This is a genomic window from Crossiella sp. S99.2 (assembly GCF_023094165.1).
Classification (GTDB): Bacteria; Actinomycetota; Actinomycetes; order Mycobacteriales; family Pseudonocardiaceae; genus Crossiella.
In genome coordinates this window covers 45,757-70,726 of the sequence record NZ_JALMDK010000007.1, presented here as the reverse complement: position 1 = coordinate 70,726, position 24,970 = coordinate 45,757, and the positions used below count along the sequence as shown (strand labels likewise).

24 protein-coding genes are annotated in these 24,970 nt (G+C 70.8%); 12 read left to right on the top strand and 12 right to left on the bottom strand.

The window, feature by feature from the left end; all coding sequences use genetic code 11:
- Positions 1-7 precede the first annotated feature (7 nt).
- From MZC64_RS26925 to MZC64_RS26900, 6 genes are all read right to left on the bottom strand, one after another.
- Positions 8-1,039 carry a PDR/VanB family oxidoreductase gene (locus tag MZC64_RS26925; protein WP_247762023.1) on the bottom strand — a complete coding sequence of 344 codons (1,032 nt, stop codon included), beginning with the start codon at positions 1,037-1,039 and terminating at the stop codon, positions 8-10.
- Positions 1,039-1,911 (bottom strand): metal-dependent hydrolase, encoded by an 873-nt coding sequence (locus MZC64_RS26920; protein WP_247762025.1) that lies wholly within the window; start codon positions 1,909-1,911, stop codon positions 1,039-1,041. The genes MZC64_RS26925 and MZC64_RS26920 overlap by 1 nt, the downstream gene beginning before the upstream one ends.
- Positions 1,912-1,942: 31 nt before the next feature.
- Positions 1,943-3,676 (bottom strand): SDR family oxidoreductase, encoded by a 1,734-nt coding sequence (locus tag MZC64_RS26915; RefSeq protein WP_247762027.1) that lies wholly within the window; start codon positions 3,674-3,676, stop codon positions 1,943-1,945.
- Positions 3,673-4,506, bottom strand: a complete 834-nt coding sequence (locus tag MZC64_RS26910) for a M24 family metallopeptidase (RefSeq protein WP_247762028.1) — start codon at positions 4,504-4,506, stop codon at positions 3,673-3,675. The genes MZC64_RS26915 and MZC64_RS26910 overlap by 4 nt, the downstream gene beginning before the upstream one ends.
- 69 nt (positions 4,507-4,575) lie before the next feature.
- A complete protein-coding gene (locus MZC64_RS26905; RefSeq protein ID WP_247762030.1) occupies positions 4,576-5,373 on the bottom strand; it encodes an FHA domain-containing protein in 798 nt (265 codons plus the stop codon).
- A 77-nt stretch (positions 5,374-5,450) separates the two neighbouring features.
- Entirely contained in the window at positions 5,451-7,202 is a 1,752-nt protein-coding gene (locus MZC64_RS26900; protein ID WP_247762032.1) for a serine/threonine-protein kinase, read from the bottom strand.
- Between the two features lie 204 nt (positions 7,203-7,406).
- Here MZC64_RS26900 and MZC64_RS26895 point away from each other — a divergent pair, with 204 nt between their 5' ends.
- Together MZC64_RS26895 and MZC64_RS26890 are read left to right on the top strand one after the other, a co-directional pair.
- Positions 7,407-8,189 (top strand): right-handed parallel beta-helix repeat-containing protein, encoded by a 783-nt coding sequence (locus MZC64_RS26895; protein ID WP_247762033.1) that lies wholly within the window; start codon positions 7,407-7,409, stop codon positions 8,187-8,189.
- A gap of 137 nt (positions 8,190-8,326) precedes the next feature.
- Complete coding sequence (locus tag MZC64_RS26890) at positions 8,327-8,746, top strand: hypothetical protein (RefSeq protein ID WP_247762035.1); 420 nt, start codon at positions 8,327-8,329, stop codon at positions 8,744-8,746.
- A gap of 18 nt (positions 8,747-8,764) precedes the next feature.
- Here the strand turns inward: MZC64_RS26890 and MZC64_RS26885 are convergent, their stop codons facing one another.
- Both MZC64_RS26885 and MZC64_RS26880 read right to left on the bottom strand, forming a co-directional pair.
- Positions 8,765-9,673 carry a LysR family transcriptional regulator gene (locus MZC64_RS26885; protein WP_308301074.1) on the bottom strand — a complete coding sequence of 303 codons (909 nt, stop codon included), beginning with the start codon at positions 9,671-9,673 and terminating at the stop codon, positions 8,765-8,767.
- A 43-nt stretch (positions 9,674-9,716) separates the two neighbouring features.
- Entirely contained in the window at positions 9,717-10,265 is a 549-nt protein-coding gene (locus MZC64_RS26880; protein WP_247762037.1) for a TetR/AcrR family transcriptional regulator, read from the bottom strand.
- Between the two features lie 134 nt (positions 10,266-10,399).
- On the opposite strand from MZC64_RS26880, the gene MZC64_RS26875 reads away from it, so the two are divergent.
- The 5 genes from MZC64_RS26875 (at position 10,400) to MZC64_RS26855 (ending at position 15,249) form a co-directional block, all read left to right on the top strand.
- On the top strand, positions 10,400-11,578 hold the full coding sequence (locus tag MZC64_RS26875; RefSeq protein ID WP_247762038.1) for a serine hydrolase domain-containing protein: 1,179 nt from the start codon (positions 10,400-10,402) through the stop codon (positions 11,576-11,578).
- Between the two features lie 140 nt (positions 11,579-11,718).
- Entirely contained in the window at positions 11,719-12,540 is an 822-nt protein-coding gene (locus MZC64_RS26870; RefSeq protein ID WP_247762039.1) for a CoA transferase subunit A, read from the top strand.
- Positions 12,537-13,286, top strand: a complete 750-nt coding sequence (locus MZC64_RS26865; protein WP_247762041.1) for a CoA-transferase subunit beta — start codon at positions 12,537-12,539, stop codon at positions 13,284-13,286. Before MZC64_RS26870 ends, MZC64_RS26865 begins: the two co-directional genes overlap by 4 nt.
- Positions 13,283-14,458 carry a thiolase family protein gene (locus MZC64_RS26860; protein WP_247762043.1) on the top strand — a complete coding sequence of 392 codons (1,176 nt, stop codon included), beginning with the start codon at positions 13,283-13,285 and terminating at the stop codon, positions 14,456-14,458. Before MZC64_RS26865 ends, MZC64_RS26860 begins: the two co-directional genes overlap by 4 nt.
- A gap of 11 nt (positions 14,459-14,469) precedes the next feature.
- Positions 14,470-15,249, top strand: coding sequence for an IclR family transcriptional regulator C-terminal domain-containing protein (locus MZC64_RS26855; RefSeq protein WP_247762162.1), 780 nt, complete (start codon positions 14,470-14,472; stop codon positions 15,247-15,249).
- 5 nt (positions 15,250-15,254) lie between these two features.
- Here the strand turns inward: MZC64_RS26855 and MZC64_RS26850 are convergent, their stop codons facing one another.
- From MZC64_RS26850 to MZC64_RS26835, 4 genes are all read right to left on the bottom strand, one after another.
- Positions 15,255-17,201 carry a maleylacetate reductase and hydroxyquinol 1,2-dioxygenase domain-containing protein gene (locus MZC64_RS26850; protein ID WP_247762044.1) on the bottom strand — a complete coding sequence of 649 codons (1,947 nt, stop codon included), beginning with the start codon at positions 17,199-17,201 and terminating at the stop codon, positions 15,255-15,257.
- 402 nt (positions 17,202-17,603) lie between these two features.
- Complete coding sequence (locus MZC64_RS26845) at positions 17,604-17,753, bottom strand: hypothetical protein (protein ID WP_247762046.1); 150 nt, start codon at positions 17,751-17,753, stop codon at positions 17,604-17,606.
- Positions 17,754-17,980: 227 nt separating this feature from the next.
- Positions 17,981-19,138 carry an NAD-dependent formate dehydrogenase gene (locus MZC64_RS26840; RefSeq protein ID WP_247762047.1) on the bottom strand — a complete coding sequence of 386 codons (1,158 nt, stop codon included), beginning with the start codon at positions 19,136-19,138 and terminating at the stop codon, positions 17,981-17,983.
- A 107-nt stretch (positions 19,139-19,245) separates the two neighbouring features.
- Entirely contained in the window at positions 19,246-20,169 is a 924-nt protein-coding gene (locus MZC64_RS26835) for a LysR family transcriptional regulator (protein ID WP_247762049.1), read from the bottom strand.
- A 238-nt stretch (positions 20,170-20,407) separates the two neighbouring features.
- Here MZC64_RS26835 and MZC64_RS26830 point away from each other — a divergent pair, with 238 nt between their 5' ends.
- The 5 genes from MZC64_RS26830 to MZC64_RS26810 are packed head-to-tail and all read left to right on the top strand — an operon-like array spanning position 20,408 to position 24,965.
- Positions 20,408-21,385, top strand: coding sequence for an ABC transporter substrate-binding protein (locus MZC64_RS26830; protein ID WP_247762051.1), 978 nt, complete (start codon positions 20,408-20,410; stop codon positions 21,383-21,385).
- The gene (locus tag MZC64_RS26825; protein WP_247762052.1) at positions 21,382-22,182 is read left to right on the top strand and encodes an ABC transporter permease; all 801 of its coding nucleotides are present in this window, start codon (positions 21,382-21,384) and stop codon (positions 22,180-22,182) included. Before MZC64_RS26830 ends, MZC64_RS26825 begins: the two co-directional genes overlap by 4 nt.
- On the top strand, positions 22,179-22,961 hold the full coding sequence (locus MZC64_RS26820) for an ABC transporter permease (RefSeq protein WP_247762054.1): 783 nt from the start codon (positions 22,179-22,181) through the stop codon (positions 22,959-22,961). The genes MZC64_RS26825 and MZC64_RS26820 overlap by 4 nt, the downstream gene beginning before the upstream one ends.
- A gap of 29 nt (positions 22,962-22,990) precedes the next feature.
- Positions 22,991-23,767, top strand: coding sequence for an ABC transporter ATP-binding protein (locus MZC64_RS26815; protein ID WP_247762164.1), 777 nt, complete (start codon positions 22,991-22,993; stop codon positions 23,765-23,767).
- Positions 23,768-23,786: 19 nt separating this feature from the next.
- Positions 23,787-24,965 carry a 4-hydroxybenzoate 3-monooxygenase gene (locus tag MZC64_RS26810; protein WP_247762056.1) on the top strand — a complete coding sequence of 393 codons (1,179 nt, stop codon included), beginning with the start codon at positions 23,787-23,789 and terminating at the stop codon, positions 24,963-24,965.
- Positions 24,966-24,970 lie beyond the last annotated feature (5 nt).

Sequence of the window (24,970 nt, the reverse complement as noted above, 5' to 3'; positions counted from 1 at the left end):
TTCATCATCACAGATCCAGCGTGAGCCGGGTGCGCGCGCGGGTCACGCAGATGCGCGTCTGGTCCGCCTCGTCGGCCGGATGGGCGCGGTCCGGTTCGCCGTCGAGCACCCGGACCCGGCAGGTGCCGCAGAATCCCTGCTGGCAGGAGTAGCCGATATCGGGCAGCACGGCGCGGATCGCGGTGAGCGCGGAGACCTCGGCGGGCACCGGCACGGTGACGCCGGTGCGGCGCAGCTCGACCTCGAACGGCGCGCCGCCCAGGATCGGCGGTGGGCTGAAACGTTCGCTGTAGAGCGGCCTGGTCACCGGAACGACCTGGCTGACCGCGGCGAGCATGGGTGGCGGGCCGCAGCAGTAGAGCACCGAGTCGCCGGGGTCGACCAGCTCCGCCGCGGTGGGCGGGCCGCCGTGCTCGTCGTCGGCGTGCACCCGCACCCGGTCGCCGTAGCCTGCCAGCTCGGCCAGGAACGGCAGGCTGGCCCGCGACCGTCCACTGTAGACAAGTCGCCAGTCCGCGCCCGCCCTGGCCGCGGCGTGCACCATCGGCAGGATCGGGGTGATCCCGATGCCACCGGCCAGGAACAGGTAGCGCGGGGCGCGGACGAACGGGAAGGCGTTGCGCGGCCCGCGGATGCCCAGTTCGTCCCCGGCGCGCAGTTCGTGCACCTCCCGCGATCCGCCGCCGCCCCCGGCGATGCGGCGCACCGCGATCCGATACCCGACCGAACGGTCGGTAGGGTCCCCGCACAGCGAGTACTGCCGTCGCCTGCCCGAGGGCAGGTGGACGTCGAGGTGGTGGCCGGGCTGCCAGGCGGGTAGCGGGGTCCGGTCGGCGGCCACCAGGCGCAGGCTCACCACGTCCTCGGCCTCGGCCCTGACCTCGGCGATCCGCACCCGCCGCGGTGGCTCGGGCGGCCGCTCGGCAACTCCGCCGCGGCGCAGCATCCGGATGTAGGTGTCCATCGCGCGCGCCGCCCAGCCGACCAGTCGGTCGGGACCGGTGCCGATGGGGTGCGGCGGGGTGTCCTGGCGGGTCATCAGTGCCCCGCGGCCCTGGCCGCGGGCGAGGTCGCCAGGTAGGCCACGGCCCGCGCGGTGGAGCCCTCCTGGGAGGGGTGGTAGGAGCGGCGCAGGAAGGTGGACAGCTTGCGCAGCAGCGAACCGTAGCCGGGCAGCAGCCCGCGCCGGGCACTGCGCGGCACATCCCGCCAGCGCGGCCGGACCTGCCCGCGCAGCACCGGGTCGGCCTGCATCAGGTAGCGCAGGCCGCGCACCCAGCACAGCACCAGCGCGGGCCCGACGACGGCCATCGCGCGCAGTCGGCGCGGGTAGCTGCCGTCGATGTGCTGGTACAGGTCGAAGGCGACCGAGCGGTGCTCGACCTCCTCCGCGCCATGCCAGCGCAGCAGGTCCAGCATGGTCGGATCGATGCCGGCCCGGTCCAGGCCGCGGGCGTCCAGGACCCACTGCCCGAGGAAGGCCGTGACGTGCTCCACCGCGGCCACGTAGGCCAGCCGTTCGATCAGCCAGGCCCGCTGCCCGCGTGCGTCCAGGTCCCGGTCGCCGAGGATCCGACTGAAGATCCACTCCACCTGCCGCACGTACGGATCGGGGTCGATCCCCTGTTCCCGCAGGTGTTCCTGGGCGCCCTGGTGCGATTCGGCGTGCACCGCCTCCTGCCCGACGAAACCGATCACCTGCTCGCGCAGTTCGGCGTCCCGGATCAGTGGCAGCGCCTGCTGGAAGACCCGGACGAACCAGCGTTCGCCCTCGGGCAGCAGCAGGTGTGTGACGTTGAGGATATGGGTGGTGAACGGCTCCCCCGGCACCCAGTGCAGCGGGGTGTTCGACCAGTCGAAGTGCACGTCTCGCGGGGTGAGGACCAGCCGGTCGGGTTGCTCGTGGCTCATCGGACGCTCCGGTGATCAGTGTTCCGGTGGATCAGTGCGGGGTGAGGTCGTAGCGGGCGGCGGCGCGCAGCAGTCCGGGGGTGAGCCGGGAGAGCAGCAGTCCGGCGTGCGCCTCGGGGGTCACCGGCGCGATCGGCTTGTCCTGGTGCACGGCGAGCAGGATCGCCCGCGCCACCTTCGACGGCGGGTAGTTCCGCCTGCGGTACAACGCGGACGTGCTGGCGCGGGCCTGTTCCTGCCCGCGGTCGTCCAGGCCGACGAACCGGGTGCTGCGGGTGATGTTGGTGTTGACGATGCCGGGGCAGACCGCGGTGACGCCGATCCGGTGCGGGGCGAGTTCGGCGCGCAGGCACTGGGTCAGGGTGAGCACCGCGGACTTGGTGGTGGCGTAGGCGGGCAGGGTGCGCGAGTGCAGGTAGGCCGCGGCGGAGGCGATGTTGACCAGGTGCCCGCCCTCACCTCTTTCGACCAGTTGGTCGGCGAAGATGCGGGAGCCGTGGATGACGCCCCACAGGTTGACGTCGATGACCCGCTGCCAGTCCTGGGTGCTGGTGTCCAGCAGCGTCCCGGCCATGCCGATCCCGGCGTTGTTGATCACCACGTCGGGCACGCCGCGGGTGCGCCGGACCTCCTCGGCGAAGGCGATCATGGCTTTCTCGTCGGCCACGTCCACGGTGTGCGCGCTGGCGCTGATCCCGAACAACTCGGCCAGTTCGGCGGTGCGCGCGGCCGACTCACCGTCCACATCGGACACCACCACGTCGGCGCCGTGCTCGGCGAAGGCCAGCGCGGTCTCCCGGCCGATGCCGCTGCCCGCGCCGGTGACCAGCACCAGGTGGTCGGCCCAGCGCTGCTTGGGCCGCAGCGGGCGGATCCGGCGCAGTGACCGGGTTTCCGGCGCGCCGTCGAGGTGGTCGGCGAACTCGGTGACGCAGCGGGCGATGACCTCCGGGCGGCTGCGCGGCAGCCAGTGCCCGCCGGCGATCCGGCGCACCCGCAGATCACTGGCCCAGCGCGCGATGTCGGTCTGCACCGAGGTGCTGACGAAGGGATCGCGGGTCGGCGCGAGCACCTGCACCGGCAGGTCGGTGTGCCGCTGGACCGGCTTGGCGAAGCGCGGGCCCATATTGGCGCGGTAGAGCTGGAGACCGTGCACGCCGTCGGCCGTGGCGGGCGGCGGCAGGGCCACGCCGTCGCCGAGCTTGACCAGGCGGCCCATCACCCTGGGCAGCACGCCGGTGCGCCAGGCGAGTTCGGGCAGGAACGGGAGCTGGAAGAAGCCGATGTAGCCGGAGAACACCAGCTGCTGCACCAGTTCGCGCAGCCGCCGCGGGCTGGGCCTGCGGATCCGCTCGCGGATCCAGTGACCCGCGTGGTCCAGGCAGGGGCCGGAAATCGAGGTGTAGGAACGGAACCGCGACTTCAGCTCCGGATCGGTCACGGCGTGCCAGGCCTGGATCGAGCCCCAGTCGTGCGCGAGCAGGTGCACCGGCCGGTCCGGGCTGACCGCGTCGAGCACCGCGGTCAGGTCGGCGGTGAGCCGGTCGAGCAGATAATCCTTCCGTGCCTTGGGTTTATCCGATTCACCCGCGCCGCGCACATCGTAGGCGACGACGTGGAAGCGTTCGGCGAGCCGGATCGCGACGTCGGTCCACACCGAACTGTCGTCCGGGTAGCCGTGTACACACAGGACGGTCGGCGCGGCCGGGTCGCCCCATTCGCGCACGGCGAGCTGGACCCCGTCGCCTTGGACGAACCGTGTCATCGGGTTTCCGCCTTCCCCTGCCAGTGCCGGACGTGCGGGAGGTCGTCGTCGAGCCAGTACGCGTCGGTGTCGGTGACCACCAGGATCTCCTCGAATTTCACGCCCACCCCGCGGAAACCGATGTGCGGTTCCACCGCCCACAGCCCGGGAGTGGCGGGGTGGTTGGAGATCTCGCCGTTGGCCCACAACGGGGAGCGGTGGTGCAGCCGCTCGACCAGCAGGTCCCCGAACAGGGTTTGCAGGGAGCGGACGCCGAACCCGGCCACGATGAACTTCGGCAGCCGCGAGGTGACCTTGCCGACCTGGTGCGCGATCACCCGGCCCGGGTAGACGCGGTGCCGGTTGTCGTAGCCCTGCTCGCCGATCAGCGCGTCGACCGCGCGGTAGATGTCGCGCAGGGTCTGCCCGGCGCGGACCTGCTCGACAATCAGCGAGCGGTAGGCGGCCAGGTCGTCGCGGAGTCGCTCGAAGATCGGGTTGTGGCCGAGGCAGCCCGCGTAGCCGATGTCGGCGACGTAGCCGTCCCGCACCGGGGCGCAGTCCAGGATGAACGGCATGTTCGCCGACAGCCGCCGGTTGCTGGGGAAGAACTGGGTGGGCACCCGGAAACCGCGGAAGGCGGTGCGGTCGCCGAACCAGGCGAACGGGGTGTGGAACCAGTCCTGCACACCGCGTTCGGTGAGCCAGTCCCGCAACCGCCGCGCGGCCACGCGCTCGGTCACCCCCGGTTCCAGGGTGGCCGCGACAGCCTGGGCGCCCGCGTAGGCGAGCTGTTGCAGCTCCCGGAACCCGGTCAGGTCGGCGGTCTCCAGCACCCCGTTGTGAGACATGATGTCATGTTAGACATTCTGTCAATAGCGCTCGTCTACCGACCGGACGGTAGGCGAGCGAACGCCGGGTCAGAGCGGGGACGGGTCGTCCATCAGTCCCAGGTCCGGCGGCACCAGCGTGGTGGAGAGCACCAGCTCACGCAGCAGGTTGTCGTTGAGCGCGTTGCCCACCGGCTCGCCCACCTCGGCCTTGGTCAGCCCGGCCACTCCCCCGGCGGACAACCGCGCCCGCACCTCGGTGACCATGTGTTCGACCCGCTTGAGCGTCCAGCCCGCCCTGGGCTGCAGGGTGGCCAGGACCTCCGCGGTGTGCTGCCGGGACATCGGCTGCGGCCGGGCGTCGTGCAGCAGGTAGCGCTGTCCGAGCACGACCAGCATCAGTTTCTCCGCCGGCCGCAGCACCCAGGTGCGCGGCGGCCGGGTCGGCTCGCCGTGCTTGGGCGCGGGCCTGCCGCCGTCGGCGCCGGCCACGTAGACCTCCAGGAGGTGCTCCCGGTTGCGCGCGCCGCGGATGAACAGCGGGGTGTAGCCGTCGGTCAGCGGGACCTCGTCCTCCCCGCCGCACAGCAGCAGCGCGCCGGGGAACCGGATCGGCAACCGGCCGGTGTTGCCCACCCACCACTGGCCGGACCGCCTGGTCAGCACCCCGTGCCGCCTGCTCACCTGGACATCGTCCTCACCGACGCAGACGTCCACGTCCGGCCGGTTGCGACCGAAACTGACCTGGCGGCCGTCGAACGGCGACATCCGCACGCCACCGGTGACGGTCAGCGCGTACACCTCGCCCGGCTCGGCGCGCTCGACGCCGTGCGCCAGGCTGCGGTGCTTGCGGGGCAGCAGCGCGCTGCCCGGCTGGGGTGCGGTCATTCCGGCCTCCTCGTCCATGCTCGGACCAGTGTCCAACCGACCGGTCGGGATCCCTCCCATCTCGTCCGCGACACGGGCTACGGCGAGAGCCGGGCCGCCACCTGGCGGGCGACCGTGGTCGCCGCCGCGCAGAGTTGCTCACCGGGCAGGTCATCGCGGATCACCACCCGCACCAGCTCGACCATCTGTTTGGCGTTCAGGTCGAGATAGGGGCGGTGCACGATGGACACATCGCAGGTCCCCTTGCCGAAGCCGTCCGGGTCGACGTAGGCGGTGTGGCCGCTGAGGGTGAGCTTCGTGCCGTCCAGTCCGCCGGGCTGGTTCCGGTCGAAGATCACGGTCAGCTTCCGGCGGACCCGTTCCCAGTCGCATTCCCAGTTGCCGAACCCGGGGTCGGCGGCGGTGTGCCCGCCGACCGCGGCGGCGGCCTCGGCTTCGGTGACCAGCGCGCAGGCTTCCAGGCGGATCAACGCGTCCGGCGCGGGGTCCTGGTCGCGCCGCGGGATCTTGCCGCCGCCCAGCACGATCATCGCGCCGCTGGTGACCGCGTCGGCCATCGCGCAGAGCTGGGCGGGTTTGCCGTCCACGTGTTTGGCACTGACCAGGACCCGGTTGCCGTCGTTGAGCCGGAGGGTCCGGCGGCACTGGCCGTCCTGTTCCGGGGCGCGGTCGATCGCGATGGCGGTGGCGGTGATCTCGGTCGGCGCGTTGTTCGCGCGGGTCTCCAGTTCGACCCGGACGTCGGCCTCGTCGTCTTCCTGCTCGCTGAGCTTGACCAGCACGTCGCACCGGTTGAAGTTGCCGTAGTCCGGGTCCAGTGTGGCCTGCCCGAATCGGCTCAGCGAGGCGGGATCGGTCAGTGTGCACGGGTCCGCGGTGCGCTGGTCGCCGGTGATCGAGTCCGGGCTGCCCGGGATGGCCCACCACACCAGCGTCGCCGCGACCAGCCCGAGCGCCACCGCGGCCGCGCCCAGCGCCAGGCCCTTGCGCCTGCGCCGCACCGAGGGCGGGATCCGGATGGTGGCCTCGCTGCCGTTGGCCACCTGGCTCAGCATCGCCTCGGCCTCGGCGGCACCCGGCCGGTCGCCGGGTCGCTTGCGCAGCAACGCTTCCAGCACCGGACCGAGCGATCCGGCCTGGCGCTGCGGCTCGATCTGGTAGCCGGCCGCGCGGTGCACCTGGCCGTACGGGCTGACCGTGGTCCGGCCCCACGGCGAAACGCCCTCCACGGCCGCGAACAGCGTGGCGCCCAAGGAGAAGACGTCCGCGGCGGTCTCGCCCGCCTCGCCCCTGGCGACCTCGGGGGCGAGGAAGCCGGGGGTGCCGTCCAGGCTGCCGCTGCCGGTGCGGGTCTCCTCGGTCCAGCGCGCGATGCCCAGGTCGGTCAGCTTCGCCACGCCCCGCTCGGTGACCAGGACGTTGCCGGGCTTGACATCCCGGTGCACCAGGCCGGCCTCGTGCATGGCGGTCAGCGCGGCGGCGAGCTGCAGGCCGATCCGGGCGACCTGCTCGGGCGGCAGCGGACCGTCCGCCTCGATCAGCTCGTCGAGGTTGCGGGCGTTGAGGTATTCCATGACCAGCCAACGGTCTTCGCCGAAGAGCAGCACGTCGAAGACGGTGATCACGTTGGGGTGGTTGAGCCCGGCGCCCAGCCGGGCCTCGCGCCGGGTCTGGCTGCCCCCGTGCTCGCCGTCAGCGGCATGCGATCGCTTGAGCGCCACCGTGCGGTCCAGCTCCAGGTCGGTCGCCCGCCAGACGACGCCCATGCCCCCGGCGCCTAACCGCTCCTCCAGACGATAACGCTCAGCAATCAACTGCCTACTGCGCATGCGGCCAGTGTAGGGAGGCATGGACGGCTCCCCACCCCGGGTCACCCGATCCACGCAGCACCGCTACCGACCGGCCGGTAGGCGCGGCCGCGCACCGAACCACTCTGGACAACCGAGGTCCGGGAACCTTCCCAGCGCCCGGCCCTAGCGTCCGCCGCATCCGGTGCGGCAACCCGCCGGGTCAGTGCGAGGAGAGGAATCCACATGATCGGAAAGGTGTCGGCGGTCATCGCGGCGATGGGGGTCGTCGTAGCGCTCACCCCGGCCGCGGCCGGGGTCGCCGAACCGGCCAGGTCCCGCCTGGTGATCTCCCAGGGCGGCACCGCTGAACAGCCGCTGATCGTCGACGGCACCGGCAAGGACGTCAACGGCATCACGGTCAACGCCAGTCACGTGGTGATCCGCAACTTCCGCCTGCTCGATCCGGAGGCGCCCGGGATTCGCGCGCAGGGCAACAACATCACCCTGGAGGACAACACGATCACCAAGCCGCGCAACGGCGATGGCGACGGCATCCGGTTCTTCGGCGCCGGGATCAAGATCCTGCGCAACACGATCTCGGGCACCAGCAACCGGTACGGGCACGCGGACTGCATGCAGACCTACGCCACCAACACCCCGGCCAGCCAGGATGTGCTGATCGAGGGCAACCGGTGCGAGAAGATCGACAACATGTGCCTGATGGCCGAGGGCCCCAACGAAGGCGAGGGCAGCGGGCGCGGTCATTCGCACCACTTCACCATCCGCGGCAACTTCTGCGAGACGCTGAAGGCATCCCAGACGCTGATGTTCGAGGACATCCAGCACGCCACGATCGAGCAGAACGAGTTCGCCGCCTCGCCGGTGAAGGCGATCGGGCTGGCGATCAAGTCCACCAACGCGACCGTGCGCGGCAACAAGGTCAGCCCCGGCATCCGCTACGAGGTCGGCATCGACGACTCCTCCCGCCCCGGCTACCAGGGCCCCAAGCCCGGCGGCCGTCCCTGATCCACCGGGACCCGGCCGCCCGGCACCAGGGCAGCCGGGTCCCGGCATGTGGGAAAGTCATCACCATCAGAGAAAACCGGCCTTGGACGCCCCCGCGGTCTGCCCCGGAAGCTGGGTCCGGACCGAGGAGGACATTGATGACGGACCTGGCCTTGCCGCTGGCAGGAAAACTGATCGCGCGAGACCACCAGGGCTGGAGCCCGGAACTGCGCGCGGAGTTCCACCGCAACGCGCACAACGGCGCGGTCGGCAGCCGCCTGATCGAGGTGACCAGGCAGACCCGGCTGTGGGAGGTCCGGCTGGCACCCGGGGAACGCCTGCCCGCACACCGGCACGTGCTCGACTACTCCTGGACCGCCGTCCACGGTGGACACAGTCGCCAGCACAGCCACGACGGCAGCACCCGCGAGGTGACCTACCGGTCGGGAGACAGCAAGTTCCTGGCCTTCACCGCGGGCCGGTTCCTGCTGCACGACCTGGAGAACATCGGCGACACCCCACTGCTGTTCATCACCACCGAGTTCCTGAACAGCCCCAACCCGCCCCTGCCGCGGTAGCTCCGCACCGGCGTCGGCTCACTCCCCTACCGACCGGTCGGGCGGCGCGGGCAGAAAGGCGGGCACCACGGCCGCCGCGCGCTCCAGCAGTTCCAGGAACGCCCCGGCCATCGGATCCGGCGCCCGCCGGGTGAACGCCGCGACCGGCCTGCGCACCGCCGGTTCCGGGAAGGCCACGGTCATCGCGTCGGTGGGCACCAGGATGTTGGCAGGCACCAGCGCCACGCCCAGTCCCGCCGCGGCCAGCCGGGGCGCGGCACTGGTCTGCGCGGTCCGCACCGACACGATCGGACTGAACCCGGCCGCCGCGCAGGTCCGATCCACCACCTCGGCCAGCCCGTTCACCGGGTCGAAGTGCACCCACCGCCGCTGCGCCAGCCCCGCCACCGGCAACCGCTCCCCCACCGGGGCCGACTCACCGGTCGGCAGGATCAGCACGAACTCCTCGGTGCCCAGCTCCCGCACCGGCCCGTCCCAGTCCCTCGGCCGAGGCGAGACGGCGACGTCGGCGAACCCGTCCCGCACCACCTGCTCCAGGTGGTCCCGGTGGGTGAACTCGGTGATCCGCAACTCGACCTCGGGGTGCTCCTCCCGCCACAGCCGCACCACCGGCAGCAACGCGCCGAGCGTCAGCGACTGCACCACGGCCACGTGCAGCTCGCCGGTGAGCAACCCGGCCGCCCGCCGACCGATCTCCCGCACCCGGCGCGCCTCGGCCAGCGCGCTGCGCGCCGCGGGCAGCACCGCCCGGCCGACCGCGGTCAGCTCCACCCCACGCGGCAACCGCTCCAGCAACGGCGCCCCGACCACCCGTTCGAGTTCCCGGACACTGCGCGAGAGGGCGGGCTGGGTCAGCAGCAACACCTCGGCGGCCGCCGTGAACGTCCCACTGTCCACAACCCCGACAAAACACTCCAACTGCCGCACGGTGACCACCCACGAACCCTAGGCCGCGCGGGTCCCCGGCCGCTCAGTGGTGGCGCAGGGCGAGGATCGCGTGCGCGCCGCGCACGAGTTCGATGTGCAACTCGTTGGCGGGGATGTCGGCGAACAGGGCGACGGGGTTGGTCACCGCGCCCAGGGCCTGGGTGGCGAGCAGCCGTCGGCGCCAGTCGGCGAAGCCGTCGGCGAGCACGTCCCTGGCGCGGTCGATGAGCGACTGGAACTGGTTGACGACCTCGGCGGTCTGCTCGCCGCGCACGGAGTCGTCCCGCAGCAGCAGGCCCATGGCCTGCCGGTGCGCGATCATGACCCAGGCGAAGCCGTTGAGCACGTGGTCCCGGCGCTCTTCCTGTTCCGCCTGCGGGTGGATCCTGTCGAACACGCCCTCCAGCTCGGCCAGGGGTTCCCGCACGAGCAGCGCCAGGATCGCGGACTTGCCCGCGTGGTAGTGGTACAGCGAGGCTTTGGTGATGCCGACCGCCGCGGCGATCTGCTGCATCGAGGTGCCGCCGTAGGTGTGCTGACTGAACAAGGTCCTGGCCTCGTCCATAATCCGTGTCCAGGTCTTGTCTGGCATTCGAATCCTCTCATTTCCGCTGGTCGAACGACCGTACCAGCCAATCGGCAGGCAACCATCCAACCGGTCAGTAGGCTCCTTACGGCCGTCTACCAACCGGTCGGTAGGCGTGCGTGACAACGCGGAGGTGCGTCGTGCATGAGATCAACGGGACGGTCCGGACGGGGTTCGAGGGAGTCCGGGACGCCTTCACCCGGAACTTCACCGAGGGACGGGAAGCCGGCGCGGGACTCGTCGTGCTGCACCACGGGAATCCGCTGGTGGACCTGTGGGGCGGCCTGGCCGATCCGGCCACCGGACGCCGCTGGCAGCGCGACACCCTGGCCACGGTGGCATCCACGACCAAGGCGATGGCGGCGGTCGCGGCGCTGACGCTGGTCGACCGGGGGCTGGTGGAGCTGGACGAGCCGATCGCGCGGTATTGGCCGGAGTTCGCCGCGGCGGGCAAGGCCGGGGTCACCCTGCGGATGTTGTTGTCGCACAGCTCGGGCCTGGTCACCCTGGACGCGGATCCGATCACGTACCCGGACCTGGTCGCGATCACGCCGACCTTCGACAAGATCGCGGCAGCCGGGCTGGAGTGGGCGCCGGGCAGCGCGCACGGGTATCACGGGGTGACGCTGGGACACGCGTTGAGCGGACTGGTGCACCGGGTTACCGAACGGTCGGTCGGGACGTATTTCGCGGCGGAGATCGCCGGGCCACTGGGACTGGACTGCTTCATCGGGTTACCGGAGGCGGAGCTGCCGCGGTTGGCGCGGCTGGTGTTGCCCGGAATGGCCGAGGAGGTCCGGCTGGGTGAGACCGAGTTGCGGGAGTGGGCGGAGGCGGCGGTGGATCCGCTGTCGCTGGGGTATCGGGCAACGCAGGGAAGTTTGGCGATCGGGTGGGCGGAGGCGACGGATCCGAAGTTCGCGCTGGTGGAGGCGCCGTCCACGGATGGGGTGGCGAGCGCGGCGGGACTGGCCGGGCTGTTCGCGTCCCTACTGAACGGTCGGGCGGTGTCGCGGGAGTTGGTTGATCAGGCTCGGCGGCGGCATGCGAGCGGGGTTGACCGGGTGCTGGGGTGCCGGACGGACTGGGGGCTGGGATTCATGCTGCCGGGTGGGCCGATGGTGCCGGATGCGTTGCCGGAGGGGGCTTTTGGGCATGGCGGGAGCACGGGGGCGTTCGGGTTCGCGGATCCGGGGACCGGGTTGAGTTTCGGGTATGTGCCGAATCGGGGGGCGGAGTTGTTGGAGGGGGTTGGGTTTCGGGTGACGGGGTTGGTGGAGGCGGTGTACGCGGCTGTTCGGGGTGGCGGGTTGGGGTGAGAGCGGGTCGGGACCAGGCGTAGGCAAGGGGCCGCCGGCCGAGCCGGGCAGGGCCGTCCGGGGTTTGTTGACGGGGGTTTGGGCCGGGGCTATGTTCGTATGTAGAACTTTTGTGCGCAATGCGAACATTGGAGCGGGCGATGGCGGAGATCGTGTCGCTGGCGGATGGGGTCGCCGAGCTGGTGCGTGACGGGGATGTGGTCGCGCTGGAGGGGTTCACCCATCTGATACCGATGGCGGCCGGGCGCGAGATCATCCGGCAGGGGCGGCGGGAGCTGACCCTGGTTCGGATGACGCCGGATCTGGTGTACGACCAGCTGATCGGCGCGGGCTGTGCGCGCAAGCTGGTGTTCTCCTGGGGTGGGAATCCCGGAGTTGGTTCGTTGCACCGGTTTCGGGACGCGGTGGAGCACGCGTGGCCGCGGGCGTTGGAGCTGGAGGAACACAGTCACGCGGGCATGGCCAACCGGTATGTGGCTGGGGCGTCCGGGTTGCCGTTCGCGGTGTTGCGCGGCTACTCGGGGACCGATCTTGGCGCGGTGACGCCTACCATCCGGTCGGTTGACTGTCCCTTCACCGGGGAGCGGTTGGCGGCAGTGGCCGCATTGAACCCGGATGTGACGGTGGTGCACGCGCAGCGGTCCGATCGTCGGGGCAATGTGCAGCTCTGGGGATTGCTCGGGGTGCAGAAAGAAGCAGTGCTGGCCGCTCGGCGGAGTTTGGTGACCGTCGAGGAGGTGGTGGACGAGCTGTCACCGGTGCCGGGGGCGATCGTGTTGCCATCGTGGGCGGTCACCCGGGTCGCCGTGGTGCCGGGTGGGGCCCATCCCTCCTACGCGCAGGGATATTCCGAGCGGGACAACCAGTGGTACCAGGACTGGGACGCGATCTCGCGGGATCGGGAACGGTTCCGGGAATGGTTGCGGGACAACGTTTTCGCGGACTCCGGGAGCCTGGCATGAGCGAGTACTCCGCGGATGAGATGATGACGGTGGCTGCGGCCAGGGCGTTGCGGGACGGGGTTCGCTGCTTCGTCGGGATCGGATTGCCTTCCACCGCGGCGAATCTGGCCCGGCTGACGCACGCGCCGGATTTGGTGCTGATCTACGAGTCGGGGACCCTCGGATCCAAACCAGATCGGCTGCCCGCCTCGATCGGCGACGGGATCCTGGGTGAGACCGCGGATGCGGTGATCAGTGTGCCCGAGGTGTTCAACTACTGGTTGCAGCCTGGGCGGATTGACGTGGGTTTCCTTGGCGCGGCGCAGTTGGACCGGTTCGCCAACATCAACACGACCGTGGTCGGGGACTACCACCAGCCCAAGGTCCGGCTGCCCGGCGCCGGTGGGGCACCGGAGATCGCGGCCTCCTGCCGGGAGGTTTTTGTGGTGGTCCGGCAGAATCCGCGAAGCTTTGTGGAGCGGGTGGACTTCGTGACCTCGGTCGGACACGGTTCCGGGGCCGGTGACCGGGAACGGCTGGGACTGCGGGGCGCCGGGCCGACGACCGTGATCACCGATCTTGGCGTGTTGCGGCCGGACGCGGAGACACGGGAACTCACGTTGACGCAGGTGCATCCGGGTGTGTCGGTGGGGCAGGTGCGGGCGGCCACCGGGTGGGAGCTGCGGGTCTCCCCCGAGTTGAGCGAGACACCGGCGCCGACCGCAGCCGAGCTGGCGATGCTGCGGGACTTGAAGGGGCGGTCATGACCGAGGTGTTCTTGCTGGACGGGGTGCGGACTCCGTTCGGACGGCACGGTGGCGCGCTGTCGGGCATTCGGCCGGATGACCTGGCGGCGGTGGTGTTGCGGGCGTTGACCGAGCGGGTCGGATGTGATCCGGGGTCGGTGGACGAGGTGGTGTTCGGGGCGGCCAATCAGGCCGGGGAGGACAACCGGAACGTGGCGCGGATGGCCACCCTGCTGGCCGGGTGGCCGACCTCGGTGCCGGGCACCACGGTGAACCGGTTGTGCGGATCCAGTTTGGACGCGGCCATGCACGCCTCGCGGATGATCGCGGTCGGGGACGCCTCGCTGGTGGCGGTGGGCGGCGTGGAATCGATGAGCCGCGCGCCATGGGTGTTGCCCAAGCCCGCCAAGGGTTTCCCTGCGGCGGACGCGACGTTGCACTCCACCACGCTGGGCTGGCGGATGGTGAATCCGGCGATGCCGCCACAGTGGACGGTGTCGTTGGGTGAAAGCACCGAGATCCTGGCCGAACAGTCCGAAGTGGACAGAGCAAGTCAGGACGAGTTCGCGTTGCGGAGTCATCGACTGGCCGCCGCGGCCTGGGATGCGGGGCACTTCGACGAGCAGGTGGTCGCGGTACCCGGGGTTTCGCTGACCCGGGACGAGAGCATCCGGGCGGATACCACCGCGGCGAAGCTGGCCGGGTTGAAGCCGGTTTTCCGTCCACAAGGGACGGTCACGGCCGGGAACTCCTCGCCGTTGAACGACGGGGCCTCAGCGGTGTTGCTGGGTGATGCGGACGCGGCGCGGCGGTTGGGCGTGACGCCGCTGGCCCGGGTCGCCGGACGTGGTGCGGCCGGAGTTGATCCGGACGTGTTCGGGCTGGGGCCGGTGCGGGCGGCGGAGATCGCGTTGCGGCGGGCCGGGATCGGCTGGTCGGATCTGACCGCGGTGGAGTTGAACGAGGCGTTCGCGGCGCAGGCGTTGGCCTGCCTGCGGGCCTGGCCGGAGCTGGATCCGGAGATCGTCAACACCGACGGCGGCGCGATCGCGCTGGGGCATCCGCTGGGTGCCTCGGGCGGGCGGTTGCTGACCCAGCTGGCACATCGGCTACGGCGTGCGGGCGGTGGCTGGGGCCTTGCCACACTGTGCATCGGGGTCGGGCAGGGTCTGGCCGTGGTGCTGCAGGCGTGAGCGGGAGTGAGATGGACGAGCAGGCGGAGCGGGGCGCGCACCATGTGCAGTCGCTGGCGCGTGGGCTGGCGGTGATCACCGCGTTCGGCCCGGACACACCGGAGCTGACGCTGAGCGAGGTGGCCAGGGAGACCGGGATGACCAGGGCCGCCGCGCGCCGGTTCCTGCTGACCCTGGTGGACCTGGGGTACGTGCGCACCGACGGCAAGCAGTTCGCGCTGACCGCGCGGGTGCTGGAACTGGGCTACGCCTACCTGTCCAGCCAGTCGCTGCCGGAGGTGGCGCAACCGCACCTGGAGCGGTTGTCGGCCGAGGTCGGCGAGTCCAGTTCGGTGTCGGTGCTCGACGGCGGGTTCGTGGTGTACGTCGCGCGGGCGGCGGTGACCCGGATCATGACCGTCGGGATCAGTGTGGGGACCCGGTTTCCGGCCTTCGCCACCTCGATGGGGCAGGTGCTGCTGGCCGAGCTGGACCCGGCGGCGTTGCAGGATGCGTTGGCGGCCAGCGGGTTGACCCGGCTGACCACGCGGACGATCACCTCGGCGGATCGGTTGCGGGAGCAGTTGCGGGTGGTGCGGGAGCAGGGCTGGGCCGTGGTGGATCAGGAGTTGGAGGAGGGGTTGCGGTCGGTGGCGGCGCCGATCCGGGATCGGGCGGGACGGGTGGTGGCGGCGGCGAACATCGCCACGCATGCCAGCCGATTCTCCGCGGCGGCGCTGGAATCGGAGTTGCTGCCGCGGTTGCTGTTGGCGTGCAAGGGGATCGAGGGTGACCTGCGCGCCCGGCGTTGAGCGCCCTACCCGGCTGCGATGCGGAAGGTGAAGTTCAGCGACCGCCACGGGCCGGGCCGACCGTCGGGAGCCGGGCCCTGGTGTTCGGGGAAGTCGACGATCAGGCCGGTCTTGACGCCGAACACCGTGTCGGAGTCCAGGTATCGGCCGCCCTGGACGAAGAGCTGGGTCACCAGGGTGCGGTAGCCGGGCTTGGCGATCATGAAGTGCACGTGCGGGGCGCGGTAGGGGTGGCGGCCGACCGCGGCGAGCAGTTGGCCGACCGGGCCGTCCTCGGGGATGGGGTACTCGGCGGGCAGGATCGCGGCGAAGGTGAGCTTTCCCAGGGAATTCGTGTGGAAGCGAGCGCGGAGCACCGGTCCTTCCAGGTCCGGCAGCTGGACGTCGTAGAAGCCGTCTTCGTTGGCCTGCCAGACATCCACCACCGCGTCGGCGACCGGGGTGCCGCCGATGTCGGTGACAGTGATGTCGGCGAACATCGGGGTGCCGGGCAGTCCGGCGGCCAGGTCGGCGCCGTGCGGGGTCTCGGGTGGACCGTCCACATAGAACGGTCCGAGCACCGCGGACGGGGTGGTGTCGGGGGTTCTGGAGTTGGCGAGGATGTCGACCGCGCTGGAGACCCCGAGCACGTCCGAGAGCAGCACGAACTCCTGGCGGGTCGGGGTGCTGATCTGGCCGGTGCGGGTCAGGAATTCCACCGCTCGCTGCCATTCCGGCTGGGTGAGGTCGTTGCGGCCGACGTAGCCGTGCAAGGTGCGGACCAGATCACCCAGTAGCTCGCGGGTCCGCCGATCGGGGGTGTTGGCGAAGCTGGCCACGACCTCGTCGGTGAGGGGGTTGAGGTCGGGTGGACCGGAAGACTGTGGGGCGTGGCCGTTCCAGGCGTCGGTCAGCAACGCGGTGAGGCCGTCGGCGGTGACCGGGCGCGGATTCGGGTAGGGGGTGGCAGTGGCGAGTTCGACCACCCTGGGCAGGTCGGCCTGGGCCAAACCCAATTCCCGCAACGAGATCGGTCCACCCAGGTCAACGATCAGGTCGTACAGGCCGCGGGGTGCGTCGGTGACGCCGAGGGCCCCGGCGATCAGGCGCATCGCGGCCGGGGCGGCGGCAGCGTTGTAGGCCACGGCGTGCGGCAGCACAACGGTGTGGGTTTGCGCGTGCGGCAGGCCAAACGCGCCACCCAGGGTGTGGCAGAGCTTGTGATGCAGACCCATACCGACCGAGCCAAGGCAGGTCCCGGCCAGCCAAGCGCCCTGCAACGCATCCGCGCGGGCGCCGGCATCAGCCGGGTCGGCCACGATGCGAGGCAGCGCGCGGACCAGCAGGGCGATCGACTCGACCGCGAGGCGTTCGGTGACCGGGTTGGCCTGCGGGGCGTAGAGCGCCTCCACCGCGTGCGCCATCGCGTTGACCCCACTGGTCACCGACAGCGCGACCGGCAGGCCGAGGGTCAGCTCGACGTCGTAGATCACCGTCTCCGGCAGCACCTTCGGCGAGGTCAGCGTCGTCTTGCGGCCGTGCTCGGTCTGGCCCAGCACCGCGGTGACCTCGGACCCGGCGTAGGTCGTGGGCAGCACCACCTGCGGCAGGTCGGTGCGCAACGCGAGGGCCTTGGCCAGGCCGGTGGCCGAGCCGCCACCGACCGCGACCAGGCAGTCGATGTCGTTGGCCCGCAGCAGTTCCAGCGCGGACTCGGTGACCTCGACCGGCGTGTGCATGGCAGCCCAGTCGAACCGGGCGGCCAGCAGCGGGCCGAGCGCGGCCGCGGCCCGGTCGGTCCCAGTCTCGGCCCGGTCGATCCCAGTCGCAGCCCGGTCGGTGCCCGCCGCGGAGGTGCCCAGCAGCAGGGCTCTGCTGCCGCCGAGGGCGCGGACCTCCGCGGGCAGCCGGCTCAGCGTGCCCGCGCCGAAGACGATCCGGGCGGGGTTGGCGGTGTACTCGAACTCGGCCATGCGGGCAGTATCCGGCGGATCTCCGGATTCGGCCCTGCACAAACGCGCTGTCCTCGCTGCACAGAACGCGCATCACCCGGTCCGGCGAACCGCGGCGGGGCCTCGGCGGTGCGGGGCTGGGCCGGGGTCGCCGGGGTGCGGCCGCAGCGGCGGGCGGCGGGCGGCGGGGCTGGTGGGCGGCGGGGCCGGTGGAGGCTGAGTCTGAGGGGGCTGGGCTGGGGCTGGGGCTGGGGCTGGGGGCGATTGGGGCAGCGGTGCGGGTGGCGCGCTTCCTATTGTTCACGCAACGCGGGAAGTGCCGATTTGGTTCCCAGCGTATCCACAGGGGCGCCTCTGGGCCGACCGTTGTCCACAATGTGCTGGTCAGGCATGGTTCCGGGGCAGCCAGGGCGTGGCTGGATGTTACCGCAGGGGGTCGCGGGCGCCCGGTTTCTCGGGCAGCCGGGCCTCACCCGCCACCTCGCTCACCGGCGCCTCGCCCACTGTCTTCTCGCCCACCGTCTCCTCGGCCAGGTGGACGTGCACCGTGTCCTGGGGATCGCGCAGCTCCACCGTCAGTTCGTGGTGCGCGGGCTGCCAGAACAGTCCCCCGGCGGGGCGCCCCGCGCCCCGGTCGGGCCGGGGTGTGCTGGTGGCTGCGGGCCGGGGCGAACTCGGCGCGATGCGGACGTTCGTGCTGGGTGGAGAGGTGGACGTGGCTCAGCCCGAGCCCGGTGGTGGTCCGCTCGGGCTGAGCCCACGGTTGGGCGGGACTGCCGTTGGGGTCGGCGAGTCCCAGCTCAGCGGGTGGAGTAGGAGTGCGCTCCGGTGCCGGCCAGTTTGCCGCCTGCCACGATCAGGTATTCGTCGCGGATCGGGGAACCATCGAAGAAGTTCTCCAGGATCTCCCGGGTGCCTGCGGCGTAGCGGGTTTGCGCGGACAGTGAGGAGCCGGAGATGTGTGGGGTCATGCCGTGGTGCGGCATGGTGCGCCACGGGTGGTCGGCGGGGGCGGGCTGCGGGTACCAGACGTCGCCGGCGTATCCGGCCAGGTGACCGGACTCCAGTGCGCGGACTACCGCGTCCTGGTCGGCGATCTTGGCTCGGGCGGTGTTGATCAGGTAGGCGCCGCGGCGCATGGTCGAGATGAGGTGGTCGTTGAAGAGGCCCTCGGTCTCCGGGTGCAGGGGGGCGTTGACGGTGACCACGTCGCAGTGCGGCGCCATCGCGGCCGCGTCCGGGTGAAAGGTCAGGCCCAGCTCCTGCTCGACCTCGGCGGGCAGGCGGTGCCGGTCGGTGTAATGCAGGTGCACGTCGAAGGGCTTGAGCCTGCGCAGCACGGCCAGGCCGATCCGGCCGGCGGCGACCGTGCCGACGTGCATGCCCTCCAGGTCGTAGGAGCGGGCCACCGCGTCCGCGATGTGCCAGCCGCCCTCGTTGACGATCCGGTGCGCGGGCAAGTAATTGCGGACCAGGCCGAGGATCATCATCACCACGTGCTCGGCCACGCTGATGCTGTTGCAGTAGGTGACCTCGGCGACGGTCACCCCGGCCTCGATCGCGGCGGCCAGGTCCACGTGGTCCGAGCCGATGCCGGCGGTGACCGCGAGCTTGAGGTTGCGGGCCTTGGCGATCCGTTCCGGGGTGAGGTAGGCGGGCCAGAACGGCTGCGAGATCACCACGTCCGCGTCGGCCAGCTCGCGCTCGAACACCGAGTCGGGGCCGTCCTTGTCCGAGGTCACCACCAGGGTGTGGCCGCGGCTCTCCAGGAATCGGCGCAGGCCCAGCTCGCCGGAGACGCTGCCGAGCAGCGCGCCGGGGGTGAAGTCGATCGCCTGCGGGGTGGGCAGGGTCTGGCCACCTGGGTAGGCGTCCAGGTGCGGGAGGTCGTCCCTGGCGTACCCGGTCGGGTAGCCGTCGACCGGGTCGTCGTAGAGCACGCACAGCACCTTCGCCATCTCGCCGTCTCCTCGCGCTGGGGGTGGGTTTCCCTTGCCTCCCACAGCGTTCTGCCCGGCAACGGCGCAGGTCAAAGCGTTCTTTCCTGTTGATCGATAGGCGCGGGCTATGACAGGTGGCCGCGCGCCACCCGGTCCAGTTCGGCGCGCACGTCGAGTGAGCGGGCCACCTCGGCCAGGGCCGCGGCCATCGGCGCCTCCGGATCGCGGTCCGCGGTGACCAGGCCGACCCTCGGGGTCTGCGCGGTGCCGTGCAGCCGGAGTACCCGCATGCCGGCCGGCACGCCGAACATGTGCAGCCAGGCGTGCGAGATGACCGAGTACCAGGTCCGGGTGGCCACGTGGGCGTAGAGCGCGGCCACCGAGTCGGTCTCCACCGCCGGGGCCACGGTCGCGCCCGCCGCGGCGAACAGCTCGTCCAGGATCCGCCGGTTGCGCATCTCCGGGGACAGCAGGCACAGCGGCACCGCGGCCGCCTCGGCCCAGCTCGCCGACCCCTGACGAGCAAGATCACTGTCGCTCGGCGCGAGCAAGAGATAGCGTTCCTCGTATACGGGGAGTCGCCGGACCCGGCCCAGCTGCTCACCGTCCAAATAGGTCAGTCCGGCGTCCAGCTCGAACTCGGCCAGGCCGTGCGCGATGTCCCGGGAGGACAGTGCGCGCAGTGAGACCTTGGCGTGCGGATGTCGTTGGCAGAACGGGGCTGTGAGCAACGAGACCGCGGTGAGCGCGGTGGGGATGGCCCCGATCCGGACTGTCCCGGTGAGGCCCTCGCGCATGGCGGACAGGTCGTCCTGGAGTGCGTCCCGCTCGGCCAGGATGCGGTGCGCCCACAGCAGAACGCGCTCACCCTCCGCAGTCAGGCCGGCGAATTTGCGGCCCCGGTCGACCAGTGGCGCGCCCAGTTCCTTCTCCAGCGAACGGATCGCCGCGGACAGCGAGGGCTGCGAAACGTGGCAGGCCGCGGCGGCCCGGCCGAAGTGCCGCTCCCGCGCGAGCGCGACCAGGTACTCCAGTTGACGCAACAGCACACCTCAGCATGGTCCAGTCCAGCGGTCGCGGTCCAGCCCGCGCAACCGATTCCACATTGCCGCGCAACCGATTCCACATGGGGTTTTCACGGTTCTGAACCCGTCCACAATGGACAATCAGTGAATTGAGTCCGACCCGGATGGACGATTTCCCGGAAATGCGGGAACCCCTAGCATCGCCGGGGTGCTGCGGCGGCGAACCCCACACGTAATTCCCATTCCAGCGACCCGGCAGGTTGTGACCACCAGGTTTTCCCTGCGTACCACCGCTTTCGCGCTATCCGGCGCACTGGCCCTGAGCAGCTGCGCCTCCCCGGTCGCCGGTGGTGGCGACACCCCCGGCACCAGCGGCGCGACCACCTCGGTCAGCCTCGGGGTGGTCCCCGTCATCGACGTGGCACCCATCTACCTAGGCAAAGAAAAGGGTTTCTTCAGCAAACGGGGTATCGACCTGCGTTTGGAGACCGGCCAGGGCGGCGCGGCCATCCTGCCCGGGGTGATGAGCAGCCAGCTCACCTTCGGTTTCAGCAACATGACCTCGCTGCTCGTGGCCAGGGACAAGGGCCTCGACGTCAAGGTGGTGGCCAACGGCACCTCCTCGACCGGCAAGTCCGGTGCCGATTTCGGCGCCGTGGTGGTCCGCGGCGACTCCCCCGTGCAGAACGCCAAGGACCTGGCCGGCCGCAGTGTCGCGGTGAACACCCTGAAGAACATCGGCGACACCACGGTGCGTGCCTCGGTGCGCAAGGCGGGCGGCGATCCGGCCGCGGTGAAATTCACCGAGCTGGCCTTCCCGGACATGCCCGCGGCACTGGCCAAGGGCAATGTGGACGCGGCCTGGGTGGTGGAACCCTTCCTCACCATGGCCAAGAACCAGGGCGCCAGGGTGGTGGCCTGGAACTTCGTGGACACCGCGCCGAAACTGACCGTGGCGGCCTATTTCACCTCGGCCAAGGTGCGCGCCGAACAACCCGATCTGGTGCGCCGGTTCACCGAGGCGGCCAAGGAATCCGCCACCTACGCCACCGCGCACCCCGATGAGGCGCGGCAGGCGATCACCAGCTACACGAAGATCACCAAGGAGCAGGTGGCCGCGCTGACCCTGCCGGACTGGCCCGCTGAGGTGAACCGCGAATCGGTGGCTGTGCTGGCCGATCTCGCCCCCCAGGACGGCCTGGTCTCCGGCAAGCCCGACCTGACCGCGCTGCTGCCATGATCCTCACCTCCCCGGTGCGCGGCGCCGGCACCTCGGCCACCACCCTCGGCGCGCTCGGCGTGGCGGGGCTGGCGGTCGTGCTGGAACTGGCGCCGCGCCTCGGGCTGGTGTCCACTGTGTACCTGCCACCGCTGACCGAGATGCTCGGCGCGCTCGCCGCCGAGGCGGCCAGTCCGGTGTTCTGGTTCTCCCTCTACGAAACCCTGCGCGGCTGGGCCATCGGCCTGCTGCTGGCCGTCGGCGGCGGAATCCTGCTTGGGGTGCCGATCGGGCTGCTGCCCGTGGTGCGCCGGGCCACCGCCTCCACCATCGAGTTTCTGCGGCCGATCCCCTCGGTCGCGCTGGTTCCCTTGGCGGTGCTGCTTTTCGGCACCGATCTGCGCTCGACCCTGCTGCTCGTGGTGTACGCGGCCTTCTGGCAGGTGCTGGTGCAGGTGATCGCCGGGGTGCGCGATGTGGACCCGGTCGCGATGGACACCGCCACGGTGTACCGGCTCGGGCTGTGCGCCAGGGTGCGCCGGGTGGTCTGGCCCAGTGCGTTGCCCTACGTGCTCACCGGGGTGCGGCTGGGCGCGAGTGTCGCGCTGGTGCTCGCGGTCACCGGCGAGCTGGTCATCGGCAGTCCCGGACTGGGCAGGCAGATCGCGCTGGCCCAGTCCAGCGGCGCCATCGCCACGCTGTACGCGCTGGTGCTGGTGACCGGTCTGGTCGGCATGCTGCTCAACCTGGTTTTCCGGGCGGTGGAACGGCATGTGCTGGCCTGGCATCCGGCCGTGCGAGGTGACTCGGTCCGGTGACCGCCAGACTGCTCCGACGCCTCGCCTACGCGGTGGGGCTGCCGGGAGTCCTCTTCTGCCTGTGGTGGTTGTCCTCTTCGGACAGTCAGAACATCTACCTCCCCCCGTTGTCCCGGATCCTGGCCACCTTCGGCGAGGTGTGGTTCTCCGAGCGGCTGCTCAACGACGTGCTGCCCAGTCTCGGCCGCCTCGCCACCGGATTCGCGCTGGCCGCGGTGCTCGGCATCGGTCTGGGTGTCCTCATCGGACTCAACCGGACCGTGCGGCTGGCCACCGAGCCGGTGCTGGAGTTCTTCCGCGCCATCCCGCCCCCGGTGCTGGTGCCGATCCTGATGCTGTTCGCGGGCATCGAGGACACCATGAAGATCACCGTGATCGCCGCGGGCGCGGTGTGGCCGGTGCTGCTCAACACGGTGGAGGGGGTGCGCGGCATCGACGAGGTGCTGCGGGACACCGCCCGGTTGTACCGGCTGCGCGGGATCACCGTGCTGTGGCACCTGGTGCTGCGCTCGGCCAGCCCGCGGATCTTCACCGGGTTGCGGCAGGCGCTGTCCATCGCGGTGATCCTGATGGTGGTGAGCGAGATGTTCGCCGCCACCAACGGACTCGGCTTCACGATCATCTCCTTCCAGCGCGGTTTCGCGATCCCGGAGATGTGGAGCGGCATCATCCTGCTCGGACTGCTCGGCGTCGCGCTGTCCCTGCTGTTCCGCGTGGCCGAACGCCGCGCGCTGTCCTGGTACCTCGGCCTCCGGCGCGCCCAGCGGGACGACGGATGAGCCGGGACGTCACGGAGGCGAGGCAAGGCATGCTCACGGTGCGGGAGCTGCACAAGGTCTACCCCGGGGAGAACCGGACGGTGGAGGCGGTCCGCGAGGTCAGTCTGGAGGTCGCGGACGGCGAACTGGTCTGCCTGGTCGGCCCCTCCGGCTGCGGCAAGACGACCCTGCTCAAATGCCTCTCCGGCCTGCTGCCACCCACGGGCGGCAGCGTTGCGGTGAACGGGAAACCGGTCACCGGGCCGCCGGTGGAGCTGGCCATGGTGTTCCAGGAGTACGGGCGCAGCCTGTTCCCCTGGCTGACCGTGTGGGAGAACGTGCAACTGCCGTTGCGGCAGAAGAAGATGGCCAAGGCCGAACGGGAACGCCTTGGCAGACTGGCACTCTCGGCCGTCGACCTGGCCGGGGACCACGACGCCTACCCGTGGCAGCTCTCCGGCGGCATGCAACAGCGGGTGGCCATCGCGCGCGCGGTGGCCTACCAGCCGCGGGTGCTGCTGATGGACGAGCCCTTCGCCGCGGTGGACGCGCAGACCAGGGCCGATCTGGAGGACCTGATCCGCCGGGTGTGGCGGGATCTGGGCGTCACGATCCTCTTCGTCACCCACGACATCGACGAGGCGGTCTACCTGGGCGAGCGGGTGATCGTGCTCTCCAGCGCGCCGACCGTGGTGCAGCAGGAGATCCGGATCGACCTGCCGGCCGAGCGCGATCAGTTGCACACCAGGGCGTTACCACGCTTCGCCGAATTACGGGCGGAAGTGTACGAGCAGATCCAGAAAGCCAAAGCGTCCGCGACCCGCTGACCGGAAGGAGGATTAGCTCGTGCGCACCAGGGTTGGCATCGTCGGCGCCGGACCGGCCGGACTGCTCCTGTCCCACCTGTTGCACCGCAACGGGATCGACTCGGTTGTGCTGGAAACCCGCAGCCGCTCCTACATCGAGAAGCGGGTCCGCGCCGGGGTTCTGGAGGCCCCGACCGTGGAACTGTTGCGCGAGGCCGGGGTGGCCGATCGCCTCGACCGGGAAAGCCTGACCCACCACGGGATCCTGCTGCGCTTCGACGGGGTGGAGCACCGGATCGACTTCGCCGACCTGGTCGGCAAGGCGGTCACCGTGTACGGGCAGCAGGAACTGGTCAAGGACCTGGTCGCCACCCGGCTGCGCGACGGCGGCGACCTGCGCTTCGAGGTGCGGGACGTGCGCCTGCACGACCTGACCACCGAGTCACCGTGGATCGGCTACACCGACCGGCACGGCAGGCCGCAGGTGCTCGACTGCGAGGTCATCGCGGGCTGCGACGGCTTCCACGGCGTCACCCGCCCGGCCGCGCCCACCCTGACCGCGCTGGAACACCGCTACCCCTTCGCCTGGCTGGGCATCCTGGCCCGCACGCCCCCGACCCGCGCCGAGGTGGTCTACGCCGCGCACGACCGGGGTTTCGCGCTGGCCAGCATGCGCACCCCCGACATCAGCAGGCTCTACCTCCAGGTGTCCACAGAGGACACTCCGGCGGACTGGCCCGCCGAGCGGATCTGGGCCGAGCTGAGCGCCCGGCTGGGCGAGGAGATCCGGCCCGGCGAAATCCTGGAGACCATCAACACCGACCTGCGGGCCTTCGTCGCCGAACCCATGCGGCACGGGCGGTTGTTCCTGGCCGGGGACGCCGCGCACATCGTGCCGCCCACCGGCGCCAAGGGCCTCAACCTGGCCATCGCCGACGTCGCGCTGCTGGCCGATGCCTTCACCGCGTTGCTGGCCGAGAACGACGAGCGCCCGGCCGAGTCCTATTCGGACACCGCGCTGCGCCGGGTCTGGCGGGCGCAGCGGTTCTCCTCGCTGATGACCGACATGCTGCACCGCTCCCCCGGCGCGGACAAGTTCCAGCGCTACCTCCAGCTCTCCCAGCTGCACCACACCGTCAGCTCGACCGCCGCGGCGACCAGTCTCGCCGAGGACTACGTCGGACCACCCTTCGCCCGCACGATCGCCGTGCCGAGTTAGGAAAG